At 37.0% G+C, this 20,254-nt stretch carries 17 protein-coding genes; 4 read left to right on the top strand and 13 right to left on the bottom strand.

The window, feature by feature from the left end:
- Positions 1-68: 68 nt before the first annotated feature.
- Entirely contained in the window at positions 69-770 is a 702-nt protein-coding gene (locus tag ABEA36_RS06465) for a TetR/AcrR family transcriptional regulator (protein WP_345490014.1), read from the bottom strand.
- A gap of 321 nt (positions 771-1,091) precedes the next feature.
- Between ABEA36_RS06465 and nagK the strand changes: the two genes are divergently transcribed.
- The 3 genes from nagK to recD are packed head-to-tail and all read left to right on the top strand — an operon-like array spanning position 1,092 to position 5,555.
- On the top strand, positions 1,092-2,006 hold the full coding sequence (gene nagK / locus ABEA36_RS06460; RefSeq protein ID WP_345490012.1) for an N-acetylglucosamine kinase: 915 nt from the start codon (positions 1,092-1,094) through the stop codon (positions 2,004-2,006).
- Positions 2,007-2,027: 21 nt separating this feature from the next.
- On the top strand, positions 2,028-3,641 hold the full coding sequence (locus tag ABEA36_RS06455; protein WP_345490010.1) for a DUF4139 domain-containing protein: 1,614 nt from the start codon (positions 2,028-2,030) through the stop codon (positions 3,639-3,641).
- Positions 3,642-3,665: 24 nt separating this feature from the next.
- Complete coding sequence (gene recD / locus ABEA36_RS06450) at positions 3,666-5,555, top strand: exodeoxyribonuclease V subunit alpha (protein WP_345490008.1); 1,890 nt, start codon at positions 3,666-3,668, stop codon at positions 5,553-5,555.
- 46 nt (positions 5,556-5,601) lie between these two features.
- Here recD and ABEA36_RS06445 read toward each other — a convergent pair whose 3' ends face one another.
- From ABEA36_RS06445 to ABEA36_RS06390, 12 genes are all read right to left on the bottom strand, one after another.
- A complete protein-coding gene (locus tag ABEA36_RS06445; protein ID WP_345490006.1) occupies positions 5,602-6,327 on the bottom strand; it encodes an amino acid ABC transporter ATP-binding protein in 726 nt (241 codons plus the stop codon).
- Positions 6,328-6,329: 2 nt separating this feature from the next.
- Positions 6,330-7,022, bottom strand: coding sequence for an ABC transporter permease subunit (locus tag ABEA36_RS06440; protein ID WP_345490004.1), 693 nt, complete (start codon positions 7,020-7,022; stop codon positions 6,330-6,332).
- A gap of 1 nt (position 7,023) precedes the next feature.
- On the bottom strand, positions 7,024-7,758 hold the full coding sequence (locus ABEA36_RS06435; protein WP_345490002.1) for an amino acid ABC transporter permease: 735 nt from the start codon (positions 7,756-7,758) through the stop codon (positions 7,024-7,026).
- An 83-nt stretch (positions 7,759-7,841) separates the two neighbouring features.
- Positions 7,842-8,762: a glutamate/aspartate ABC transporter substrate-binding protein gene (locus tag ABEA36_RS06430; RefSeq protein WP_425571864.1), complete on the bottom strand. Its 921-nt coding sequence runs from the start codon at positions 8,760-8,762 to the stop codon at positions 7,842-7,844.
- Between the two features lie 192 nt (positions 8,763-8,954).
- Positions 8,955-10,514: an apolipoprotein N-acyltransferase gene (lnt, locus tag ABEA36_RS06425; protein ID WP_345489998.1), complete on the bottom strand. Its 1,560-nt coding sequence runs from the start codon at positions 10,512-10,514 to the stop codon at positions 8,955-8,957.
- An 8-nt stretch (positions 10,515-10,522) separates the two neighbouring features.
- Positions 10,523-11,383, bottom strand: coding sequence for a CNNM family magnesium/cobalt transport protein CorC (corC, locus tag ABEA36_RS06420; protein ID WP_345489996.1), 861 nt, complete (start codon positions 11,381-11,383; stop codon positions 10,523-10,525).
- A 356-nt stretch (positions 11,384-11,739) separates the two neighbouring features.
- Positions 11,740-14,751 carry a hypothetical protein gene (locus ABEA36_RS06415; RefSeq protein ID WP_345489994.1) on the bottom strand — a complete coding sequence of 1,004 codons (3,012 nt, stop codon included), beginning with the start codon at positions 14,749-14,751 and terminating at the stop codon, positions 11,740-11,742.
- 469 nt (positions 14,752-15,220) lie between these two features.
- Entirely contained in the window at positions 15,221-15,682 is a 462-nt protein-coding gene (ybeY, locus tag ABEA36_RS06410) for an rRNA maturation RNase YbeY (RefSeq protein WP_345489992.1), read from the bottom strand.
- Positions 15,683-15,686: 4 nt separating this feature from the next.
- On the bottom strand, positions 15,687-16,157 hold the full coding sequence (rlmH, locus tag ABEA36_RS06405) for a 23S rRNA (pseudouridine(1915)-N(3))-methyltransferase RlmH (protein WP_345489991.1): 471 nt from the start codon (positions 16,155-16,157) through the stop codon (positions 15,687-15,689).
- Between the two features lie 6 nt (positions 16,158-16,163).
- Positions 16,164-16,481 (bottom strand): ribosome silencing factor, encoded by a 318-nt coding sequence (gene rsfS, locus ABEA36_RS06400; RefSeq protein ID WP_345490897.1) that lies wholly within the window; start codon positions 16,479-16,481, stop codon positions 16,164-16,166.
- Positions 16,482-16,579: 98 nt separating this feature from the next.
- A complete protein-coding gene (locus ABEA36_RS06395; protein WP_345489990.1) occupies positions 16,580-17,800 on the bottom strand; it encodes an MFS transporter in 1,221 nt (406 codons plus the stop codon).
- 10 nt (positions 17,801-17,810) lie between these two features.
- On the bottom strand, positions 17,811-18,569 hold the full coding sequence (locus ABEA36_RS06390; protein WP_345489988.1) for a nucleoside phosphorylase: 759 nt from the start codon (positions 18,567-18,569) through the stop codon (positions 17,811-17,813).
- 401 nt (positions 18,570-18,970) lie between these two features.
- On the opposite strand from ABEA36_RS06390, the gene fabB reads away from it, so the two are divergent.
- The gene (fabB, locus tag ABEA36_RS06385; protein WP_345489986.1) at positions 18,971-20,182 is read left to right on the top strand and encodes a beta-ketoacyl-ACP synthase I; all 1,212 of its coding nucleotides are present in this window, start codon (positions 18,971-18,973) and stop codon (positions 20,180-20,182) included.
- Positions 20,183-20,254 lie beyond the last annotated feature (72 nt).

Below are 20,254 nucleotides of genomic sequence, written 5' to 3'. Positions count from 1 at the left end.
TTTTTAAGAGGAGAATGCTTGATGTTTGTAATACACTCTTTACAAACATCCGTTTGCATTAAGCAAAGTTAGTCTTGTTCAAATGACTGTAATAGCGAAAAGGAGCGAGCAAAACAATAAGGCGGTTGGGTCAAGATGCCTTGTAATCCAGATGAGACATAGTTATAAAGATATTGACAGGCTTGTTGGGTTTGCTCGATTGAACATAAATCTTTTGATAGACTCTTTATACGGTCAACTTCGGCAAACGTACTGCACATTGATGCCACTAAAAAATCAAATCCCCATTGAATTTGTTGTTCATTGGCTTGTGGCACCGTTTTACGCATTTGGGCAATAAACTGTTCCGCATAAGGGTCAAATTGATCAAGTAAAATGGATAATGAAATAGCAGATCCCGATGAAAGTAAGCGAGCAACAATTTTAGCGTAAGATTTCCAGCCTTCTTCGCCATATAATGTGTTATATAAGTACGGTGTAATAAACGCATCAACAATATTGCCAAGCGGGATGGGCTTTTCTCCTGCACGAATGGCATGGTGTTGTAAGAGTTTAATACGGTCAGATCCCAGTTTACCGATACGGCGTTTAATCAATTCACGATAGAGTTCTTCTTTTGAACCAAAATGATAGTGGACTAAAGCAAGCTTTACACCAGCATCATCCGTAATTTGACGAATAGACACTTCATTATAGCTATATTCTGCAAATAATTTTTCTGCAGAATTTAGAATTTTTTCGGCTGTTTTATTGAGGGTTGTTTTTTTCATTACACGTTCTTATGTGGTCTCTTTAATTAATATCATAACAAATCATAATTAAAAATATACCTTATAGTGTATACAGTCAAGGCAACATTGTTTCGTTATTTTTTTGTTATAATAGGTGATTATAGTGTAAAAATAGTCTGCTAGTGGCTATTATCTTATTCATTTTATACAAAATGGTCTGAATGAGCGACTTAAAGTTAGATTGTTTTTTAAGTAAGGTGAATTTTTACAATTAAATACAACTTGTTGACATATATCTCAGCAAACACTTTTATAATATACTCATTGTTAAATAATGTGATTAGCAATGGGAAAGAGAATATGTTGTATGGTTTTGATATTGGTGGAACCAAAATAGAATTGTCGGTGTTTGATGACAATCTCGATGCGTTATGGACTAAGCGTATTGCAACGCCATTAACAAGCTATCAGGACTTTTTGAATTGTATTACCGATCTCGTGCATGAGGCGGATGATAAATTTTCACAACAGGGGCTAGTAGGAATTGGTATTCCTGGTTTTATCAACAATCATCAACGCACAATCTATACGACGAATATTGAGATTATTCAAAATAAGCCATTTGTCCAACAACTTGAGGACAACATTAGAAGGCCTGTTGTCATGAATAATGATGCGAATTGTTTTACATTATCTGAAGCATTTCATACTGATTTTCAAGGCTATCACACGGTACTCGGTGTGATTTTAGGAACTGGCTTGGGGGGGGGGATTGTTCATCAGCAGCAGATTATCTCAGGGGCGAATGGCTGTACGGGTGAATTTGGCCATATCCGTTTACCGATTGATGCATTGGATATTTTGGGGTGGGATATTCCGATAATTGTTTGTGGATGTGGGGCGAAAGGGTGTTGCGAAAAATACTTATCAGGAAATGGTTTTGAATGGTTATATGCTCATTTTTATCAGCATGCGTTAAGTGCACCAACTATTATCAAACATTATTACCAAGGTCAGGCAGAGTCTGTTGCTCATGTTGAACGCTATGTTGAACTATTATCTCTTTATTTAGCCCATTTAAATATGATTGTTGATGCTGATTTAATTGTGATTGGCGGGGGATTATCTCAATTTGATGCACTTTATCAACTCATCCCCAAATGTATTGCTAACTATATGTTAAAACAGATGATCGTCCCACGTATTGAAAAAGCCCGATATGGTGATGCTGGTGGCTCGCGTGGTGCTGCATTATTGTGTAAAAATAATAAATAAATATTAAAGAAAGGAACTCAAATGATGAAACTAAAATACGTAATACCATCAATATTATTATGTTCAACACCATTTATCGTACCGTATGCGGTAGCAGAGCAGATTGAGGCAAAAGTTGAATTGACTAAGGTGACCTTATTTTTAAAAGGGGCAGAACTACAAGGCCGCACGTCAATCCATGTCCCTAAAGGTGAAACTGAAATTTTGCTTACCAATTTAGCCAATAACATTGATGTGAATTCTATCAATGTAGGGTTAGATGATAAGGCGATGATTCTTTCAACCTCATTAGTGGATAACTATTTAGGCGAAAAAGTACAGTCTGATACACTTAAATCATTACATGCTGCTTTAAAACAATTAGAAGATGAAGAAACCAAACTCAATATTAAATTAATTGCGGTGAATGAAGAAATAGCATTACTAAAGGGTAACCGTATTGATGCTATCACCGCATCGAATGGTTCGTTAACGGATGCTAAACAAGCGATCAGTTTTGTGAAGGACAATTTGGTGAACGCCTTAACAGAACAATATTTACTACAAACTCAAACTGATGATTTAAAACAACGTATAGTACAATATCAATCTCAAATTGATTTAGAAAGTGGATCAGCTAGGCAAACACAAAAAGCCATTAAAGTAAAAATTTATACGGAGCACGATAACACATTACCCGTCGTATTATCTTACTTAACAGAGGATGCAGGTTGGCAGCCCACTTATGATGTTAGGGTTAAAGATATCAACTCACCACTATTGTTAACCTATAAAGCCAATGTTTATCAACATAGTGGACTGAATTGGGATAATATTGATTTTATCTTATCGACAGCCAACCCAAGCCAAGGGATCACAGCACCCGAGCCAACACCTTGGAATATTTACGTAAATGAAGGAAAATCATTTTATGGTTCAATGTCTAAATCAACGGCTGATTTGGCTACCATGCCGCAACCTGTAATGTATGAATTAAAAAGCAATACATTCAGTGATTATGTTGTGATGAATCACAACGGCTTGAATATGCAATTTAATGTTAAACTACCTTATAGCATTGCGGGTCAAAGCCGCGATAATGTTTTAACTTTAAAAGAGCAAGAAGTGGCCGCAACGTATCGTTATACTGCAACACCTAAACTTGATGATAATGCCTTTTTACAAGCACAAATCACTGACTGGGATAAATTATCGTTATTACCCGGTAAATCAACGGTATTTTATGCTGGTCATTACATTGGTGAGGGGTATATTACAACACAAGGTTTAAAAGATAATTTGAATATTTCGTTAGGCCGCGATAATGCAATTGTGGTTATGCGTAATCAGGATATCAATGAAACGTCTAAACCTTCTTTTTTTGGCAATGACGTTTCTCAAAAATTTGCATATACTATTCATATTCGAAATACAAAAGACGTGCCAATTGATATTACAATCTACGACCAGTTACCGGTGATTTTGAACAAAACGATCACACTGGAAGAGGCAAAATATCAAGGTGCAGATTATAAAAAAGACACGGGTCTATTAACATGGCAATTAAACATAAAAGCGAAAGAAGTTAAACAATTGCCATTTAGTTTTAAAGTGTCTTATCCAAAAGATAAGGCTGAAAATATTATTGGTTTATAATACGGTTAGGTACCCATCACATTAATGATGAATTCGATTACGCTGTTAGACAAACTCAAATCGAGTGGCATGATTGTGCCACTCGATTTGAGTTTAGCGATGTTCTTTACTCGTCAATCGACGTTAACTGACGCACTGGCCAAAGCAAGATTTGCATTTTTAATTACGTGGTTAAGTATTGAAGTAAGAGCTGGGCATGTCTGTATTAATATCGCCGATTTGAACAAGCAACATTTAGAATATCGTTTTGGTCGTGAACTGGCCAATCAAATATTAACTGATTTAGATTCACCTACCTTTGCCGATTGGATGCACTTAATCACACAACTTGGAATGGACATGATTAGTGATGGCAGCTTGCTTTCGCCATTCATACTCAATAGAAATCGTCTTTATTTCCAGCGTATGTGGCTTTATGAAACACATGTTGCTCAATATTTTAATCATAGCTTGCAAAATACCACTCCAAGTGATGCCGTGAAACAATGTTTAACATCGCTATTTGATGAGGAGGACGATAACGCTGAAATTGATTGGCAAAAAGTCGCGACAGCGACCGCAACGACTCGAAAAGTGACCATTATCTCTGGCGGTCCCGGAACCGGGAAAACGACGACGATCAGTAAAATTTTGGCAACATTAGTCGTGGTTCATCAACAACAATCATCGGTACCATTAAAAATTATTGCTGCAGCACCAACGGGTAAAGCTGCAGCAAGATTAACTGAATCATTAGCTAAAGCGATTGCAACGCTACCTGTCTCAGCATCAACTAAAGCTGCGATTCCGGTTGAAGCAATCACTTTGCACCGCTTACTCGGCGCAAAAGCTGGTAGCAATAAATATCGTTATGATGCTAACAATCCACTAAACCTTGATGTTTTATTAATTGATGAAGCGTCTATGATTGACTTGCCGATGATGTCGAGTGTGATTGCTGCATTACCCAAGCATGCACGTTTAATTTTACTTGGTGATAAAGAGCAGCTTTCCTCGGTTGAAGCCGGGGCCGTATTTGGTGATCTTTGTGAATTATTAACACGTGGTTATAGCTCTGAACATGTTGCATTAATTAAACAATTGACGGGATATGATTTAGCTGCCAAAGCAGATAAGTTGTCGATTGCGGATAGCATTTGTTTATTACAAAAAAGTTACCGTTTTGATAGCCAGTCAGGTATTGGCTTATTAGCAAATCTTATTAAAGAAGGGCAAGCAACAAAAGCATTAACGTTACTTAATGAAAATATTTATACTGATATTACATTAAATATAATGAACAATAACCATCAATATCAAGCAGCAATTGATTGGTGTTGCAAGGGGTATCAACATTATTTACAAACAATCAAATCGGCAGAGTATGATACAAAATATATTCTTTCTATTTTTAGCCAGTTTCGATTACTTTGTGCATTACGAGAGGGGCCATTTGGTGTACAAGGATTAAATAAAATTATTGAAAAAGGGCTTCATCAAAAAGGGATGGTTTCTATTAAGAAACATGACCCTTGGTATATTGGTAGGCCTGTTATGATTTTAAAAAATAGTTTTTCATTAGGACTGTTTAATGGTGATATTGGTATCACTTTACCGTCTGCAGACGATCATCATAAACTGAAAGTCTATTTTTTATTGCCCAATGGTGAGATAAAAGGTTTTACTCCATTCCGGTTGCCTGAACATGAAACAGCATATGCAATGACCATTCATAAATCGCAGGGCTCTGAATTTGAACATGTCGCAGTTATCTTACCCAATGAATATTCACCGTTACTCACGCGTTCACTACTGTATACTGCAATTACACGGGCTAAAGAGAACGTCACGATTTTTGCATCAACGGCAATTATCGAAACAACCATTCATAGCCAAATTAATCGGCAAAGCGGGTTAGTTGATTTATTGATATAAAATTGATGAGATAAAAAAAGCGAGTTATTCGAACCCGCTTTTTTATTTAGTGAATGATTTTTGCTAAAAAATCTTTTGCACGATCTGTTTGTGGATTATTAAAGAACTGTTCTTTAGAGGTATCTTCAATAATTTCACCGGCGTCCATAAAAATAACGCGATGGGCAACTTTACGAGCAAAGCCCATTTCATGCGTAACTACCATCATGGTCATGCCTTCATAGGCAAGTTCAACCATAACATCTAAAACTTCATTAACCATTTCAGGATCCAGTGCAGATGTAGGTTCGTCAAATAACATAACAACTGGGTCCATACATAACGCACGGGCAATCGCAACACGTTGTTGCTGACCGCCAGAAAGTTGACCTGGTAGTTTGTTTGCATGATCAGATAAGCCTACGCGCTCAAGTAAAGATAATGCTTTTTCTTTTGCTTCTTTATCTGAACGACCAAGCACTTTGACTTGTGCTAATGTCAGATTTTTTAATATGGTTAAATGTGGAAAGAGTTCAAAATGCTGGAAAACCATACCAACTTTAGAACGCAATTTAGCTAAGTCGGTTGATTTGTTAGTCACTTCGCTATCACCAATGAAAATTTGACCTTTTTGTACAGGTTCAAGCCCATTAACTGTTTTAATTAAGGTTGATTTTCCTGATCCAGACGGACCACAAACGACGACAACTTCGCCTTTGTTAACTTGGGTTGTACAGTCTTTTAATACTTGAAATTTACCGTACCATTTTGAAACATTTTTTAAGGAAATCATTTTTAGTCCTTCTTCATATAACTAACTAAACGTGATGCACCAAAGCAGATAATAAAATAACTTACCGCGGCAAATATCACCATTGAATATTTAGCAGTACCACCTTGAGCCATACCAATTTGTGTTACGCTTGCACCAAATAAATCGATCAAGCTCATGACATACACTAATGAGGTATCTTGGAATAAGATAATACCTTGCGTTAATAATAACGGTACCATGGCTCTAAAAGCTTGAGGCAATATAATTAGACGCATTGCTTGGCTTTTGGTCATACCCAGTGCAAACGCAGCGTGATATTGACCTTTATTCACCGCATTGATACCTGCACGAATTATTTCAGAGTAATATGCGGCTTCAAAAAGCGCAAATGCGATCATTGCTGATGCAATACGGACATCTGCATAAGGTGGCAGATTAAATAGATATTTAATTGCTTGCGGTAATGCCAAATAAAACCATAACAGCACTAATAAAAGTGGTATTGAGCGGAATAAATTCACATAACTACGCGCAAAAATATTTAATATTTTAACATTTGATAAACGCATTAACGCCAGAACAGTACCTAATGCAATACCGAATATTACCGCAGTAACCGTAATTTTGATCGTTAGCCATAAACCATCTAACAATAGTCCTGAATGATCAATAACAAGTGCAGGAATATTTGCAATCCATTCAAATAACTCCATATTAACCTCCACTCATCATGTTAGGTAAACGTGTTTTTTTCTCAACTAATCGCATAATGGTAATAACTGAGTAGTTAATAATCGCAAAGGCAATAGTTACACCACAGAGTATTTCGACAATACTATTGGTTGATTCATTTATACGATCTATTTGACCAATTAAGTCAATTAAACCAATCGTCGAAGCAACGGACGAGTTTTTAATAATATTCGTCATTTCTGATGTTAATGTTGGGACTATTTTACGATAAGCATTAGGTAATAATATATACCAATAAGTCTGAGTAAATGATAATCCTAACGCCAATGCAGCATATTTTTGGCCTTGTGGTAGGGTTTGAATTCCTGTGCGTACTTGCTCGGCAATACGTGCTGATGTAAATAGTCCAAGTGCAATAGCAGCAAGAATGAAACAGTGAATATTCGGATCTAGATCCTCCACAAACCAAGTTTTAAAAGGGCCAGACAGCATTTCTGGCATAAGCATATACCACAAAAACATTTGCACAAGTAACGGAATATTACGAAATAGCTCGATATAAGATTTAGCAAACCCTTTGATAAATCGATTATCGAGTGTACGCATGATACCGATTAAAGAACCAATGACAAAGGCAATAATCCATGCCGTCACTGCGAGTGAAACAGTAACAATAATACCGTCCCATAACCAGTCTAGATAAATACCATCACCATACGGCGTGGGTTCAAAGAACAATGTCCAATTAAAAGTCATAATCTATTATTTGTTCACTAATATTGAGTTGGTACTGAATGCTTTATTCAACATTCAGTACATTTTAGATAGTACAAAGCAAATTAATCTAACGCTTTATCATTCGGTGCAGCAAAAAGCTCAACCATTTTAGGCGAAATTTCAAGATCCATATTTGCCCCTTTAGGTGGAACAGGTTGTGTAAACCAACGGTTATACGATTCTAATGCTTTACCTGAAGTTTGTGCATCAGCAATGGTTTTATCCATTAATTTTTTAAATTGCTCATCACCTTTTCTTAGCATACAGCCATAGGCTTCATAAGATAAAGGTTCACCAATAATTTTCCATTCAGCGGGATTGATTGCTCTTGAGCGCTCACCTGCAAGTAATGCATCATCCATTAAGAATGCAACAGCTCGACCTGTTTCAAGTGCATTGAATGCATCACCATGATCTTTTGGTGTAATAATACGGATTTTAAGTTTATCTTTACTGTTAATTTGATTTAAACGAATTTCAGATGTTGTTCCAGCGGTTGTCGCAACATTTTTACCTTTAAGATCATCAATGCTGTTAATGTTGCTGTCAGCTTTGACTAAAAAGCGTGTACCGATAATAAAGATTGTATCAGAGAAATCGACAACTTTTTGGCGCTCAAGGTTATTGGTTGTCGAACCACATTCAAAGTCATACGTATAATTGTTTAATAATTGAATACGTGTTTTAGACGTTACCGGTAGGTACTTAACTTTAAGATCTGGTAGATTGAGTTCTTTTTTAACAGCGTCAACAATTAGGTTAGAATAGTCTTGTGAATAACCTATCACATTTTGATTATTATCATAATAAGAAAAAGGTATTGAGGATTCACGGTGGCCAACAACAATCACGCCTGTTTCTTTGATTTTAGCCAATGTCCCAGTTAATTCTTCAGCATTTGCTGCAGAGTGAACTAATCCAAGTAAAGCAAAAGATAACATTAACTTGCTTAATTTACTTTTGGATTTTTTTTGATTCATCATACTCATCTCCTATTTTCTAAGATTATATTGCCCTAAAAATATTGAATATTTTACCAGCAGCCGACTATTATAACTGATTTTTGCTTACAGATGTATTATTTTTGCATAATTATGCTTTTTGAGGCCTAGGATTACCTATCAATAACTGCCTCTATCATCAAAATATAAGCAAGAAATATGCCATAGATCGTATTAATGTTTTCGACGTAGAATAATGATGATAGCAAGTACCATTAAAGCGAAATAGTAAGGATAGTTCCCCCACTTAGCATAAGGTGTTAACCCGATACTTGGATTTACCGTCGTGGTTAATGTCGTTGTTTCGAATTGTGGGATTTGTTTGATAATGGTACCTTGCGGATTAATGACGACAGTTATGCCATTGTTGGTGCTACGCAGTAGGGTACGACCAAATTCTAAAGCTCGGGCTCGAGCCATTTGCAAATGTTGCCATGGTCCAATCGTATCACCAAACCAAGCATCATTTGAGACTGTTAATAGAAAGTCAGTGTCTGTCCCAAAGTTTTGCCAGACTAAATTGGATAAGATGACTTCATAACAAATTACAGTGGTAAATTTAAATCCCTTTATCTCGAGGGGTTTTTGAATTGCTGGCCCCTCTGTCATTGATGACATGGGGACACTTAATAAGTTGGCAATCGGCTTAAGGAGTGACTCTAATGGCGTATATTCACCAAACGGCACTAAATGATGTTTAAGGTATCGATTACGTGTTGGATATTGATAGGGGACATTATCTCCTAATACAATTAGTACATTGTAGATTTGATAATCATTAAACTGTCTTTCTAAATCAATAATGCCCACCGCTACCGCTGTATTATTAGCACTTGCGTATCGGTCAAGAGCAATAAGATACGCTTGTTGATTGACTTCAAAATCAGTAATTGCTGCTTCAGACCATATGACAATGTCGCTGCTTTTCATATTTTGCTCAGTCAGTGAGCGATAAGTATTTAGCGTATTATCTAATTGTTGACTATCCCAGCGAAGTGATTGAGCAATATTTCCTTGCGCGAGCGTAATTGTTGTTTGGCGGGTTGTATCAATTTGAGTCCAATGAATTTTATTGAGCCAAAATGACGCAAAAAAAATCACCAAAATCGCACACGTTGCACTAAAGTTGTGCAATTTTGGTCTATGACCAACTGCTTTGCGATATTTAATACCGTGATAAATAAGGTAGGCAAATAATCCACTGCAAATTGAAAAAAACAGATTAACACCGTTTATACCAATAACTGGAAATAGGCCGTTAAGAGGAGCATTTAGCTGAGTATAACCTAACTGTAACCAAGCAAAGCCATTTAATAAGGTACCACGTAAGAATTCTGTTATTTGCCAAAGTAATGGTGCCAAGATAATCAGTTGTTTGAATGAATAGGCTGGGCAAATTTTATGACATAATCGCAATAAAATCGCAAATAACATTGGGTAAAGCGATAAATAAGCAATTAATAGACTTAAAACAACCAGTGACAAAACGGTGGTTAGCTCACCATATTGCTTGATACTGACATATACCCAATGCACACCCGATACAAAATAACCAATCCCCCAAACAAAACCAATTAATGCTGCGCGTTTTGAGCTCGGTTGATTGGCGAGTAACAGTAATCCGATAAACGAAATAAAAGCAAGTGGCCATATATCAAAAGGTGAATAGCTAAAAACAGCTATCCCACCTAATAATAAACTGACTATTAACTGGATTAATAACGAGTTGGCCATCTTAATCATTATTTGTCTAAATCAGGTTCGGTTACACCATCGGGCAGTGTGACATGTAATTGAATGATACGGCGTTTATCAACTAATACAACTTTAAATTGATAACCTTGAATTGTCGTCGTTTCACCTTTAATAGGCAAGCGCCCAAATTGCTGCATGACAAGTCCGCCAACAGTATCGACATCCTCATCACTAAAACGGGTTTCAAAGATTTCATTGAACTCTTCAATTGGTGTTAAAGCTCGAACAGTGTATGCCGATGGAGCTAATTTACGTATATCACGATCTTCTATTTCGTCGTATTCATCTTCGATATCACCAACGATCAGCTCAAGAATATCTTCAATGGTGACCAGACCAGATACACCGCCAAATTCATCAATGGCAATTGCCATATGATAGCGTTGCATACGAAACTCTTTTAACATGTGATCAACACGTTTGCCTTCAGGTACGACGACGGCAGGTCTAAGAATTTTTGTAATATCAAATGATTCACTACCTTGTTTCATAAAAACGAGTAAATCTTTAGCTAATAAAATACCTTCAATATGGTCTCGGTCTTCACTGATAACAGGATATCGAGAGTGGCCATATTCAAAAATGACATCCAAACATTCATCAAGAGTATAATTGACTTTTATAGGAACGATTTGCGTGCGGGGAATCATAATATCGCGAACACGTTGCTCTGCAATATCCATAACACCTTCAATCATATCTAATGTGTCTGGATCGATAAGCTTATTTTCTTGCGCGTCACGAATGAGCTCAATGAGTTCATTACGATTTTGTGGCTCTGAATTGAATAATTGACTTAACCATAACGTAAATCCTTTTTTCGATCTCCGGTGATTGTCATCGTTCATTTTACTTTTTTCCTCTCAAGTGATGTTTGTTAATGTGTATAACCGTTATCATTCATTTTACGCATTCAGTTAAATATTAACTAAGTCAATATCCCTTTTGTTGGATTTGCGGTTTGAACGATTACGGGTATAAACATTTGGATGAAATAATATCAATATCACTAACTTACTGCAAGGTTGATTTATGCAGTATTTTCAGTATCGTGCAATTATAAATAGGCTTACTTAAAAATAAATTTACTTTTAAAGTTAGTCTAGAAATAATGACTTAAATCGTTTTAATTAATTATTCACGGGGAAGTTCAATTTAATTTATAGGGTAGTACTTTATTTACTACCCTTATTTTAAATGCTAATTACTGATTCAATAAACACCAAACCATTGCAGTTTTACTAGTAAAGCCAGCACCAGAGTTAGAACTATAAATACCTGATATAGACCATTCCCCCGTGATTCTGTAATAACCAAAACCAGCGCTTGAGGTTGAACCATATAGGTATTTAGGTCCTCGATCAGTTGACGTTTCACCTGTCACTGCATATATACCAGTACGTCCAAAATTAAAAAATAATTTATTTGATTGTGATGCGGTTGGATATGCGTAACCCGTTGGACATGAACCTATCCTTAAATTCATACCTTGATATCGCCAGTAGTTTGATAGATTCCAACGCCATAGACGAGATGGTTTTTTATCCGAGCCTGTATATGTCGCTAACACAAACATGGTCGTGATTTGTGACGTTGAAGTCGGTTCAGCTATGACCGATATCTTACCTGTTGTTGAATCAATGGATAACAATGAGGATGAAGTCGGCTGTAAATTTGGTTTAACAAAGGTATAGCTGTAATTACTGCGATCATTATTGCTGCTATCGGTTGGTGCATAAATCAATATTTTATCAGTGTTGACCATTCTATCAGATATATATGCTGGAGTGCCTGCATTACTTGGCCAACTAAGTTGACTTAAATTCGTTGTCACATAACCTTCAGCAGCTTGATACCAGAACGTGTAGACTAATTCGAGTTGTTCATAATCCACGACTGAGTTAGCACTATTAAGGACGTCAACTTGCAAGGTAGTTTTGCCATTGGTATAACTATTAACATAAAACGTTGCCAGTCCATCGGCATTTGTTTGTACTGTTAATGTTTGTACACTGTGTGAAGTATCGCCACTTGAACTATTGCTAATATAAGATTCTGCACCATTGGTTACGCTTAATCTTACTGATGCGGCGTTGGCTGGGGCTCCATTAATATCCACGATTTTAACCGAGACAGCACGCGTAGTTGTACCATCAGCCATCACATTTTTACCTGACGCATCAACCGATATAATATTGAGTTCAGATAATGATGATAAAAAGCGTACGGTTTTCGGATCATCAATTACTTTAAGCAATGCATTACTATAAGGGGTAATCGTCACTGACTCAGCAACAGTATCAGTCAGTAATAAACTGTAATTATTCGATTGACCATCAAATGTTATGGTGTTTGATGGGCTTAAGTTAGTATTGCCGCTTGATGAATTGAAAGTAATACTGCCACTGAGTTTATTACCGTAACTATCTTGTAAAAGCGGCATCAGATCAAAGTCCTGATTAATCGATCCAAGATTTGATTGATTACCCCATACAACAACGGGTGAATTGGCATCAGCAATAAATGACAAAGTTTTTGTTTCTGCGACATATTTACTTTTATCACTCGCTAATCCCAAATTAATATTGACATTTTTATCACCAATTGACGTTGCCGAGACATTAAATTGTGCCGCCGAGGTATTTGGAATATCACTCGTAATAAGCGAAATGCTAACATCAGATGTCCCGCTTACGGCGGACATTGAAGCCACTAAGTTATTAATATCACTGTTATCTTGGCTGTCACCTTGTGCGGAGAGTAAATACTTATTGTTATAAGCATCTTGATAAGTCACATTTAATGTATAAAAATCATCACTATTAGCGATCACACTTTCGGTTGGCGTAATTTGTACTGAAACTTTAGCTGTATTCGGGTTTGGCCTAATCTTAATCGTTTGGCTACCAAGACTTGAATTTTTAACAATAAAATTGACGGTATTAAAACCAACATATCGACCAGGGGCATAATCTAATGTGTAAACCCCTTGTGTCGCGGTTTCAGTCAAATTAGTAAACGTGCCGACTGTGGCTGTATCAGTTTTGTTTTTGCTGCCAGTTGTACCGCTTGAACCTGCATCTGCTTTAAAATAATAACTGAACGTTAAGTCATCTTCAGTGATATCGACCGGATTATTGTTTTGGTCTTTTGCGGTCAACGTACACGTTGCGGATCCTTCAGCGGTGTAGAATCGGTAATTATTACAGGTCAAACTTGATTTTGACGTATCAATATCACCACCAACAAAACTGACTAATTGTAACGTATTATTGCTGTCCACTTTTAATGTAGAATTATCTGTTTTGGTAAATGTACTTTCAATGGCGATATCTTTCACCGCCGTTGTGCTACTTGTCAGTGTAAATATCGCTTGCCCTTGACTATCGGTAGTCGTAGTGAGTGGGCTTAATACAACTTGTGCATCTGTGGGTAATAATACAACAGAGGTCAGTGTTGAACCGACAAATGGATTATTGTTTCCATCTGATAATTTGATAGTATAATTAAATGAGGAAACGCCATCGGCAATTTTTGATTGCACGGTATCATTAAGCGTTATAGTCATTATTGCACTCGCTTCACACTGACTTTTAAGTGCAGGGTCAAATCGATAGGTGGCTGATCCAGATCCATAATCAAAACTGTTAGGGTTACCATAAAGAGTATTAGTTTTAACACTATCTGCTTCTATAATTAATCGATAGGGACCACCACAAGTTGGTAATTTTTGGTCTAAATCGTCAACAGCATCTGCACCGATATACCATGTACCCGTCATTGAACCAGTTGGTGTACCTGAGTCATTATCATCGTCACGCTGTGCTGTGCTCGGGATAGTGTGTGCCGCGCCATCAGCAGTGACCAACATTAAAATATCAGCAAATTTCATGTTGGTTGGGATGGTTAAGGTAGTGTTTGCTTTATCAGCATCAATTTTTACCATATTGCCTTGCCCATCTGGCATGTTAAAACCGACAAGTTCATTCAACGTGCTGAGCTTGGTCTCATCAGACAAGACCAAATAGGGGGCACTACCAATGATACTGTTTGCTGTTGATACTCTCAGTGCTGCATGCAAATGACTAATTGAAGCAGCGAGTAGAAAATAGAACAAAAGATAAAATAAATAATTAAACCTACAATGGCATTCCTTATGGTTTGCAAAAAGCGATGTTTTTGCTTGTTGCCACCGAGTAGTGATTACTTTTTGCATAAATTGATTACCTTTTTATGTGATATTGATGATCCATTAGCGATGTGATCAAGGTTGATTCTTTATATAGCGGGAATTAGGTGCGGATATTCTATGATCTTTTTTAACGATCAATCAAATAGGTATTGATAGGTTTTAACTTATAATTATAGGGGCATCGATCTGTTGTTTAGATTAATCAAAAAGATAACTTGTTTAATGATTAGATAAAAGATGGATAAATTGAGATAAATTCAATCTGTATCAATATGAAAAATATATAGATATTGATTATTTGATTAGATAAACGATGTTGTACGAATAAACGGCTTTGGTTTAAAAAGGCGACAAAAAAATGTCATGTTTTCGTCGAAAATTTTTGTAAAGATTTGTAATTGACAATTGGGTGCATAAATAATGAGCAGATTACCGCTCATCCATTTTTACACTATAATTATAGGTTATGATAAAAAAATAACGAACACTGATCTTAAATTGGTTCGTAAGGATTACTGAATCCTAATTCTGCCATAATTTCAATTTCAAGGCCTTCCATCTCTTCAGCCTCATCGTCATCAATATGGTCATAACCAAGTAAATGAAGGCAACCATGCACTATCATGTGTGCCCAATGTGAAGTCAATGATTTATGTTGTTCTTGTGCTTCTTGTTCAATGATCTGTTTACAAATGATTAAATCGCCTAATAATGGTGTTTCCATTTCGACAGGGGACTCAAAAGGGAACGATAGTACATTTGTCGGTTTATTTTTTTGTCGATATGTATGATTAAGCTGCTGACTTTCCGCTTGATCAACAATTCGGATTGTGAGCTCAGCATTGGGCATAAAAGGGGGGAGAATAACATTTAGCCATTGATTAATTTGAGCTTCAGTTGGCAAGTTTTCATGATTTTCGCTGACTATTTGTAAGTCTAAAATAATTGAATTCATTATATTATTCTCGGTGATAAGGGTGATTAGTTGTAATGCTCCATGCTCGATATAAACTTTCAGCAACGATGACACGCACAAGTGGGTGTGGCAATGTCAATGGTGATAATGACCAGCTTTGTTCGGCAGCTGCTTTACATGCTGGTGACAACCCTTCAGGGCCACCAATAAGCAGACTTACATCACGACCATCTGTTTTCCATTTCTCAAGCTGCTGTGCCAAATCAGGGGTGGTATAAGGCTTGCCGGGAATATCGAGCGTAACTATACGGTTACCTTTACCACAGCTTGCTAGCATGTGTTCACCTTCTTTATCAAGAATACGCGCAATATCGGCATTTTTTGTTCGTTTACCAGCCGAAATTTCAATGAGTTCAAAAGGCATATCTTTTGGGAAGCGTGCTGAATAATCATCAAACGCTGTCGTTACCCACTTTGGCATTTTTGTACCAACGGCAACAAGCTGGATTTTCATCAGTTATTAGGCCCAGAGTTTTTCAAGTTCGTACAATTGTCGACTTTCTTGTTGCATGATGTGAACCATGACTGAATCCATGTCAACAACAACCCAATCTGCGTCATTTTGACCTTCAGAACCTAACACTAAATAACTGTTTTTTTTGGCTTCGTCAATTAAATGACCCGCTATTGAACCCACATGACGGCTCGACGTTCCTGTACAGATAATCATATAATCAGTAACACTTGATTTACCTCTTACGTCAACGGTGACGATATCTGTTCCTTTTAAATCATCAATTTTGTCAATGATAAAATCTTGAAGTGACTGGTGCAAAATAATCCTCTTTCGCTATAAATAAATTTCGCGACATCTTAGCATACTTTAAATCAGTAACAAAATAAGGGGCCAATTTAGCCCCTTTAATGTCATTGCAGTTAATTTTTATGTGAGATCATACTCGGTAATAAAATTATCATGATCAATGATAATGCATAAAGTGCAGCTAAAAATGTCATGGCAATTAGCATGGAATGATATTCTAAAAAATAGCCAATAATAAACGGTGAGAACCCGCCAATAGCACGGCCAGTATTGAATATCACATTGTTTGCGGTACTGCGAATTGCAGTCGGATAATGGTTGCTAATTAATGCACCATAACCAGCACTCATGCCATTCACAAAAAATCCAACAACCGTACCGCCTATTAATAATGCAACACTATTTGAAATATAAACATAGACAAAAATTGAAATACCCGCAGCAATTAAAAAGAGTGGATATGCACGTTTGGCACCTAATCTATCCATAATTTGACCAAAAGTAATCATACCAAGGCACATACCAACAATGGTACTTATCATCCAGAGTGAAGATCCTGTTACAGATAATCCAAGCTGTTTTTGTAAAATTGAGGGTAACCAATTCATTAAACCGTAATAGCCCGCGACTTGGACTGCCGCCATGACGGTTAAGGCTATTGTTGTGAAAGTGGTTTGAGGCGTGCAAAATAGGGTACTAATTGAGATTTGCTCGGTGACTTTCTTTTTGCGTTGATCAAGCCAAGCGGGTGTTTCTGCGAGGTGTTTACGGACAAAATAGATCCAAAATACCGGAACAATCCCAATAATAAATAATGCCCGCCAGCCTAGCCATGGAATAATAAAAGCAGCAAGGACAGCGGCGGCGACTGCCCCCGCTTGACCACCTAATGAAATCATTGAAGAGGCTCGCCCTCGTTTATTGGCAGCGTAGACATCTGCAACCATAGCCATACCTATCCCGAATTCGCCACCCCCACCAACACCCGCTAAAAAACGTAAAACATATACCCAATAAATATTAGTTGCAAACGCTGTTAATGCTGTTGCGATGGCAAATAAAAAAATTGTATATGTAAAAATTTTAACGCGACCATATTTATCGGCGAGTAAACCAAAAATAACACCACCAGCCAACATACCGAGATTGGTTACAGTAGCAATTAAACCCGCTTGAGCAGAACTAATGCCAAAGGTAGTAATAATTGATGATAGAGCAAATGACAGGAACATAATATCCATTCCTTCAAGTCCTAATCCCATCATTGCACTTCGTAATACCCGTCGTTGATAAGTCGGAGTAATATTTGACTGTTCAATTTTCTGTTGTTCCATTTTGTTAACCTTACTCAATAGAATTAATAATTGATTCAATGACTGCTTTTGCAGCGGCTTTATGTAGAGTTTGATAATCTAAATCTGCAACCCATGCATTATCTTTACGAGTAACGTGAGCGACAAGGCAGTTTGCTGCTGGAATGCCATAAAGAGATGCAAGTAAGTAGATTACTGCCGTTTCCATTTCAGCATTTAATATTCGACGCATTTTCCAGTATTCCAGCTGTTGTTGCGCTTCTTGCTGACCAAATAAATTCAGATCCCGACCTTGTGATTGATAAAATCCCTCAGTCGTCAAACCAATACCACTATGTACCGTACGACCTTGCGATATTAATGTTTGATAAATTGTGTTAAATAAAATGGGACAAGCTGCGGCAGGGTAGCTATCAGGTACATAACTGTTTAGCATGCCAGACGTTCTTGCCATTGCATTATTCATGATGATATCACCAGGATGAACATGATCTTGCCATGCGCCACAACCACCAACCCTAACTAAGCGTTTTGCACCACAGGCAATTAATTCAATGACGGCTATTTCAGTTGAACCGCTTCCTATTCCTGTCGACATTATTGAAACCGGTTTACCAGAAAATAGGCCGCTGACGCCAACAAATTCTCTATTATTGACAATGGTTTGTGGATTAGTTAAAAGTTCTGTAAAGAGGGTTACTCTAGCGGGATCGCCGACTAAAATGGTGAGCTCGCCAGCATGTTGTTTTGAAAATCCCTTTAAATGATGGTTTGGCTTATACATTGACATATCGGTTTGCATTTAGGCAATAAAAGGTGATGCTTATCATAGCATATATCGATGAAAGTAAAATCATCGGTTATAGGTATAATCGTCTGCAATAGCAAGCTTTTGGCTATTTTTTTGTTTAAAATTAAAGCATTAATTATACATTATTAAATTATTATCGCTCATTGTGAAGAGTGACTTTCATCTCGGTTTGAATAATCAGCTAACAAGTGTTCATGTTTCTTGATAATTTGATTTTATCAATAAAGTGAATCTTTACGTGGTTTAAAGGGAATCATTTGTATAAAATTTAAAAAAATAAATCGTAATTGTGGTTGTTCAGCTTACAAGTGTACGCTATAATTAGCACAATTTTTGATACATGAGATGTATTATCTTTAATTAAGCGGAGCTTTAAGTTAATGAAACGAGTTGTGATAACCGGTTTAGGTATTTTGTCAAGTATTGGTAATAATAAAGAAGAAGTATTAGCGTCGTTAAAAGTAGGTAAAAGCGGAATTACGTTCTCACAAGAGATGAAAGACAGCGGTATGCGTAGTCATGTGTGGGGGAATGTCAAACTTGATACAACAGGTTTAATTGACCGTAAAATCGTTCGTTTTATGAACGATGCTTCAATCTATGGTTATCTTGCAATGCAACAAGCTATTGAAGATTCTAAGTTAACACCAGAACAAGTATCAAATCCAAGAACAGGCTTAATTGCCGGTTACGGTGGTTCAACAAAAACACAATATGCTGTTGTGGCGGGCATGAAAGAAAAGGGGCTACGAGGCGTTGGACCTTATGCAGTTACCAAATCAATGTCATCAGCAATTTCGGCTTGTCTTGCAACACCATTCCAAATTAAAGGTGTGAGTTATTCAATGACGTCAGCTTGTGCAACATCAGTACACTGTATTGGGCATGCTGCAGAATTGATTCAATTAGGGAAACAAGATGTGGTATTTGCTGGCGGCGGTGAAGAGCTTTGCTGGGAAATGTCTTGTGAATTTGATGCAATGGGCGCGCTTTCTACCAAATATAATGACACGCCAGAAAAAGCATCACGCGCTTATGATGCAAACCGAGATGGGTTTGTTATTGCTGGCGGGGCAGGCATGGTTGTTGTCGAAGAGCTTGAACATGCACTTGCTCGTGGTGCGCACATTTATGGTGAAATTGTCGGGTATGCTGCTACATCAGATGGTTATGATATGGTTTCACCATCAGGTGAAGGTGCACTACGTTGTATGCAACTTGCTACAGCAGATGTTGACACACCAATTGATTATATTAATACGCATGGTACATCAACGCCAGTTGGTGATGTGAAAGAGTTATGGGCAATTAAAGAGGCTTTTGGTGATAATGTTCCTGCAATTTCATCAACCAAATCAATGACTGGTCATTCATTAAGTGCGACAGGTGCACAAGAAGTGATTTACTCATTATTAATGCTAGAAAATAACTTCATTACACCAAGTATCAATATTGATGAACTTGATGAAGCTGCCAAAGGTATGAACGTAATTACTGAACCAACGCAACGTGAGCTGACAACCGTAATGTCAAATAGCTTTGGTTTTGGTGGTACGAATGCTACGATTGTATTGAGAAAAGTGGCTAAATAAGGCTTATCTATTGTGTATGATTAAGGTGCTTTTATTAAGCACCTTTTTTATGTCGTGATGACTAACATCATT

The organism is Orbus sasakiae (assembly GCF_039542345.1).
Lineage (GTDB): Bacteria > Pseudomonadota > Gammaproteobacteria > Enterobacterales > Orbaceae > Orbus > Orbus sasakiae.
The sequence above is the reverse complement of the archived record's forward strand: the minus strand, read 5'-3'. Positions and strand labels throughout refer to the sequence as shown.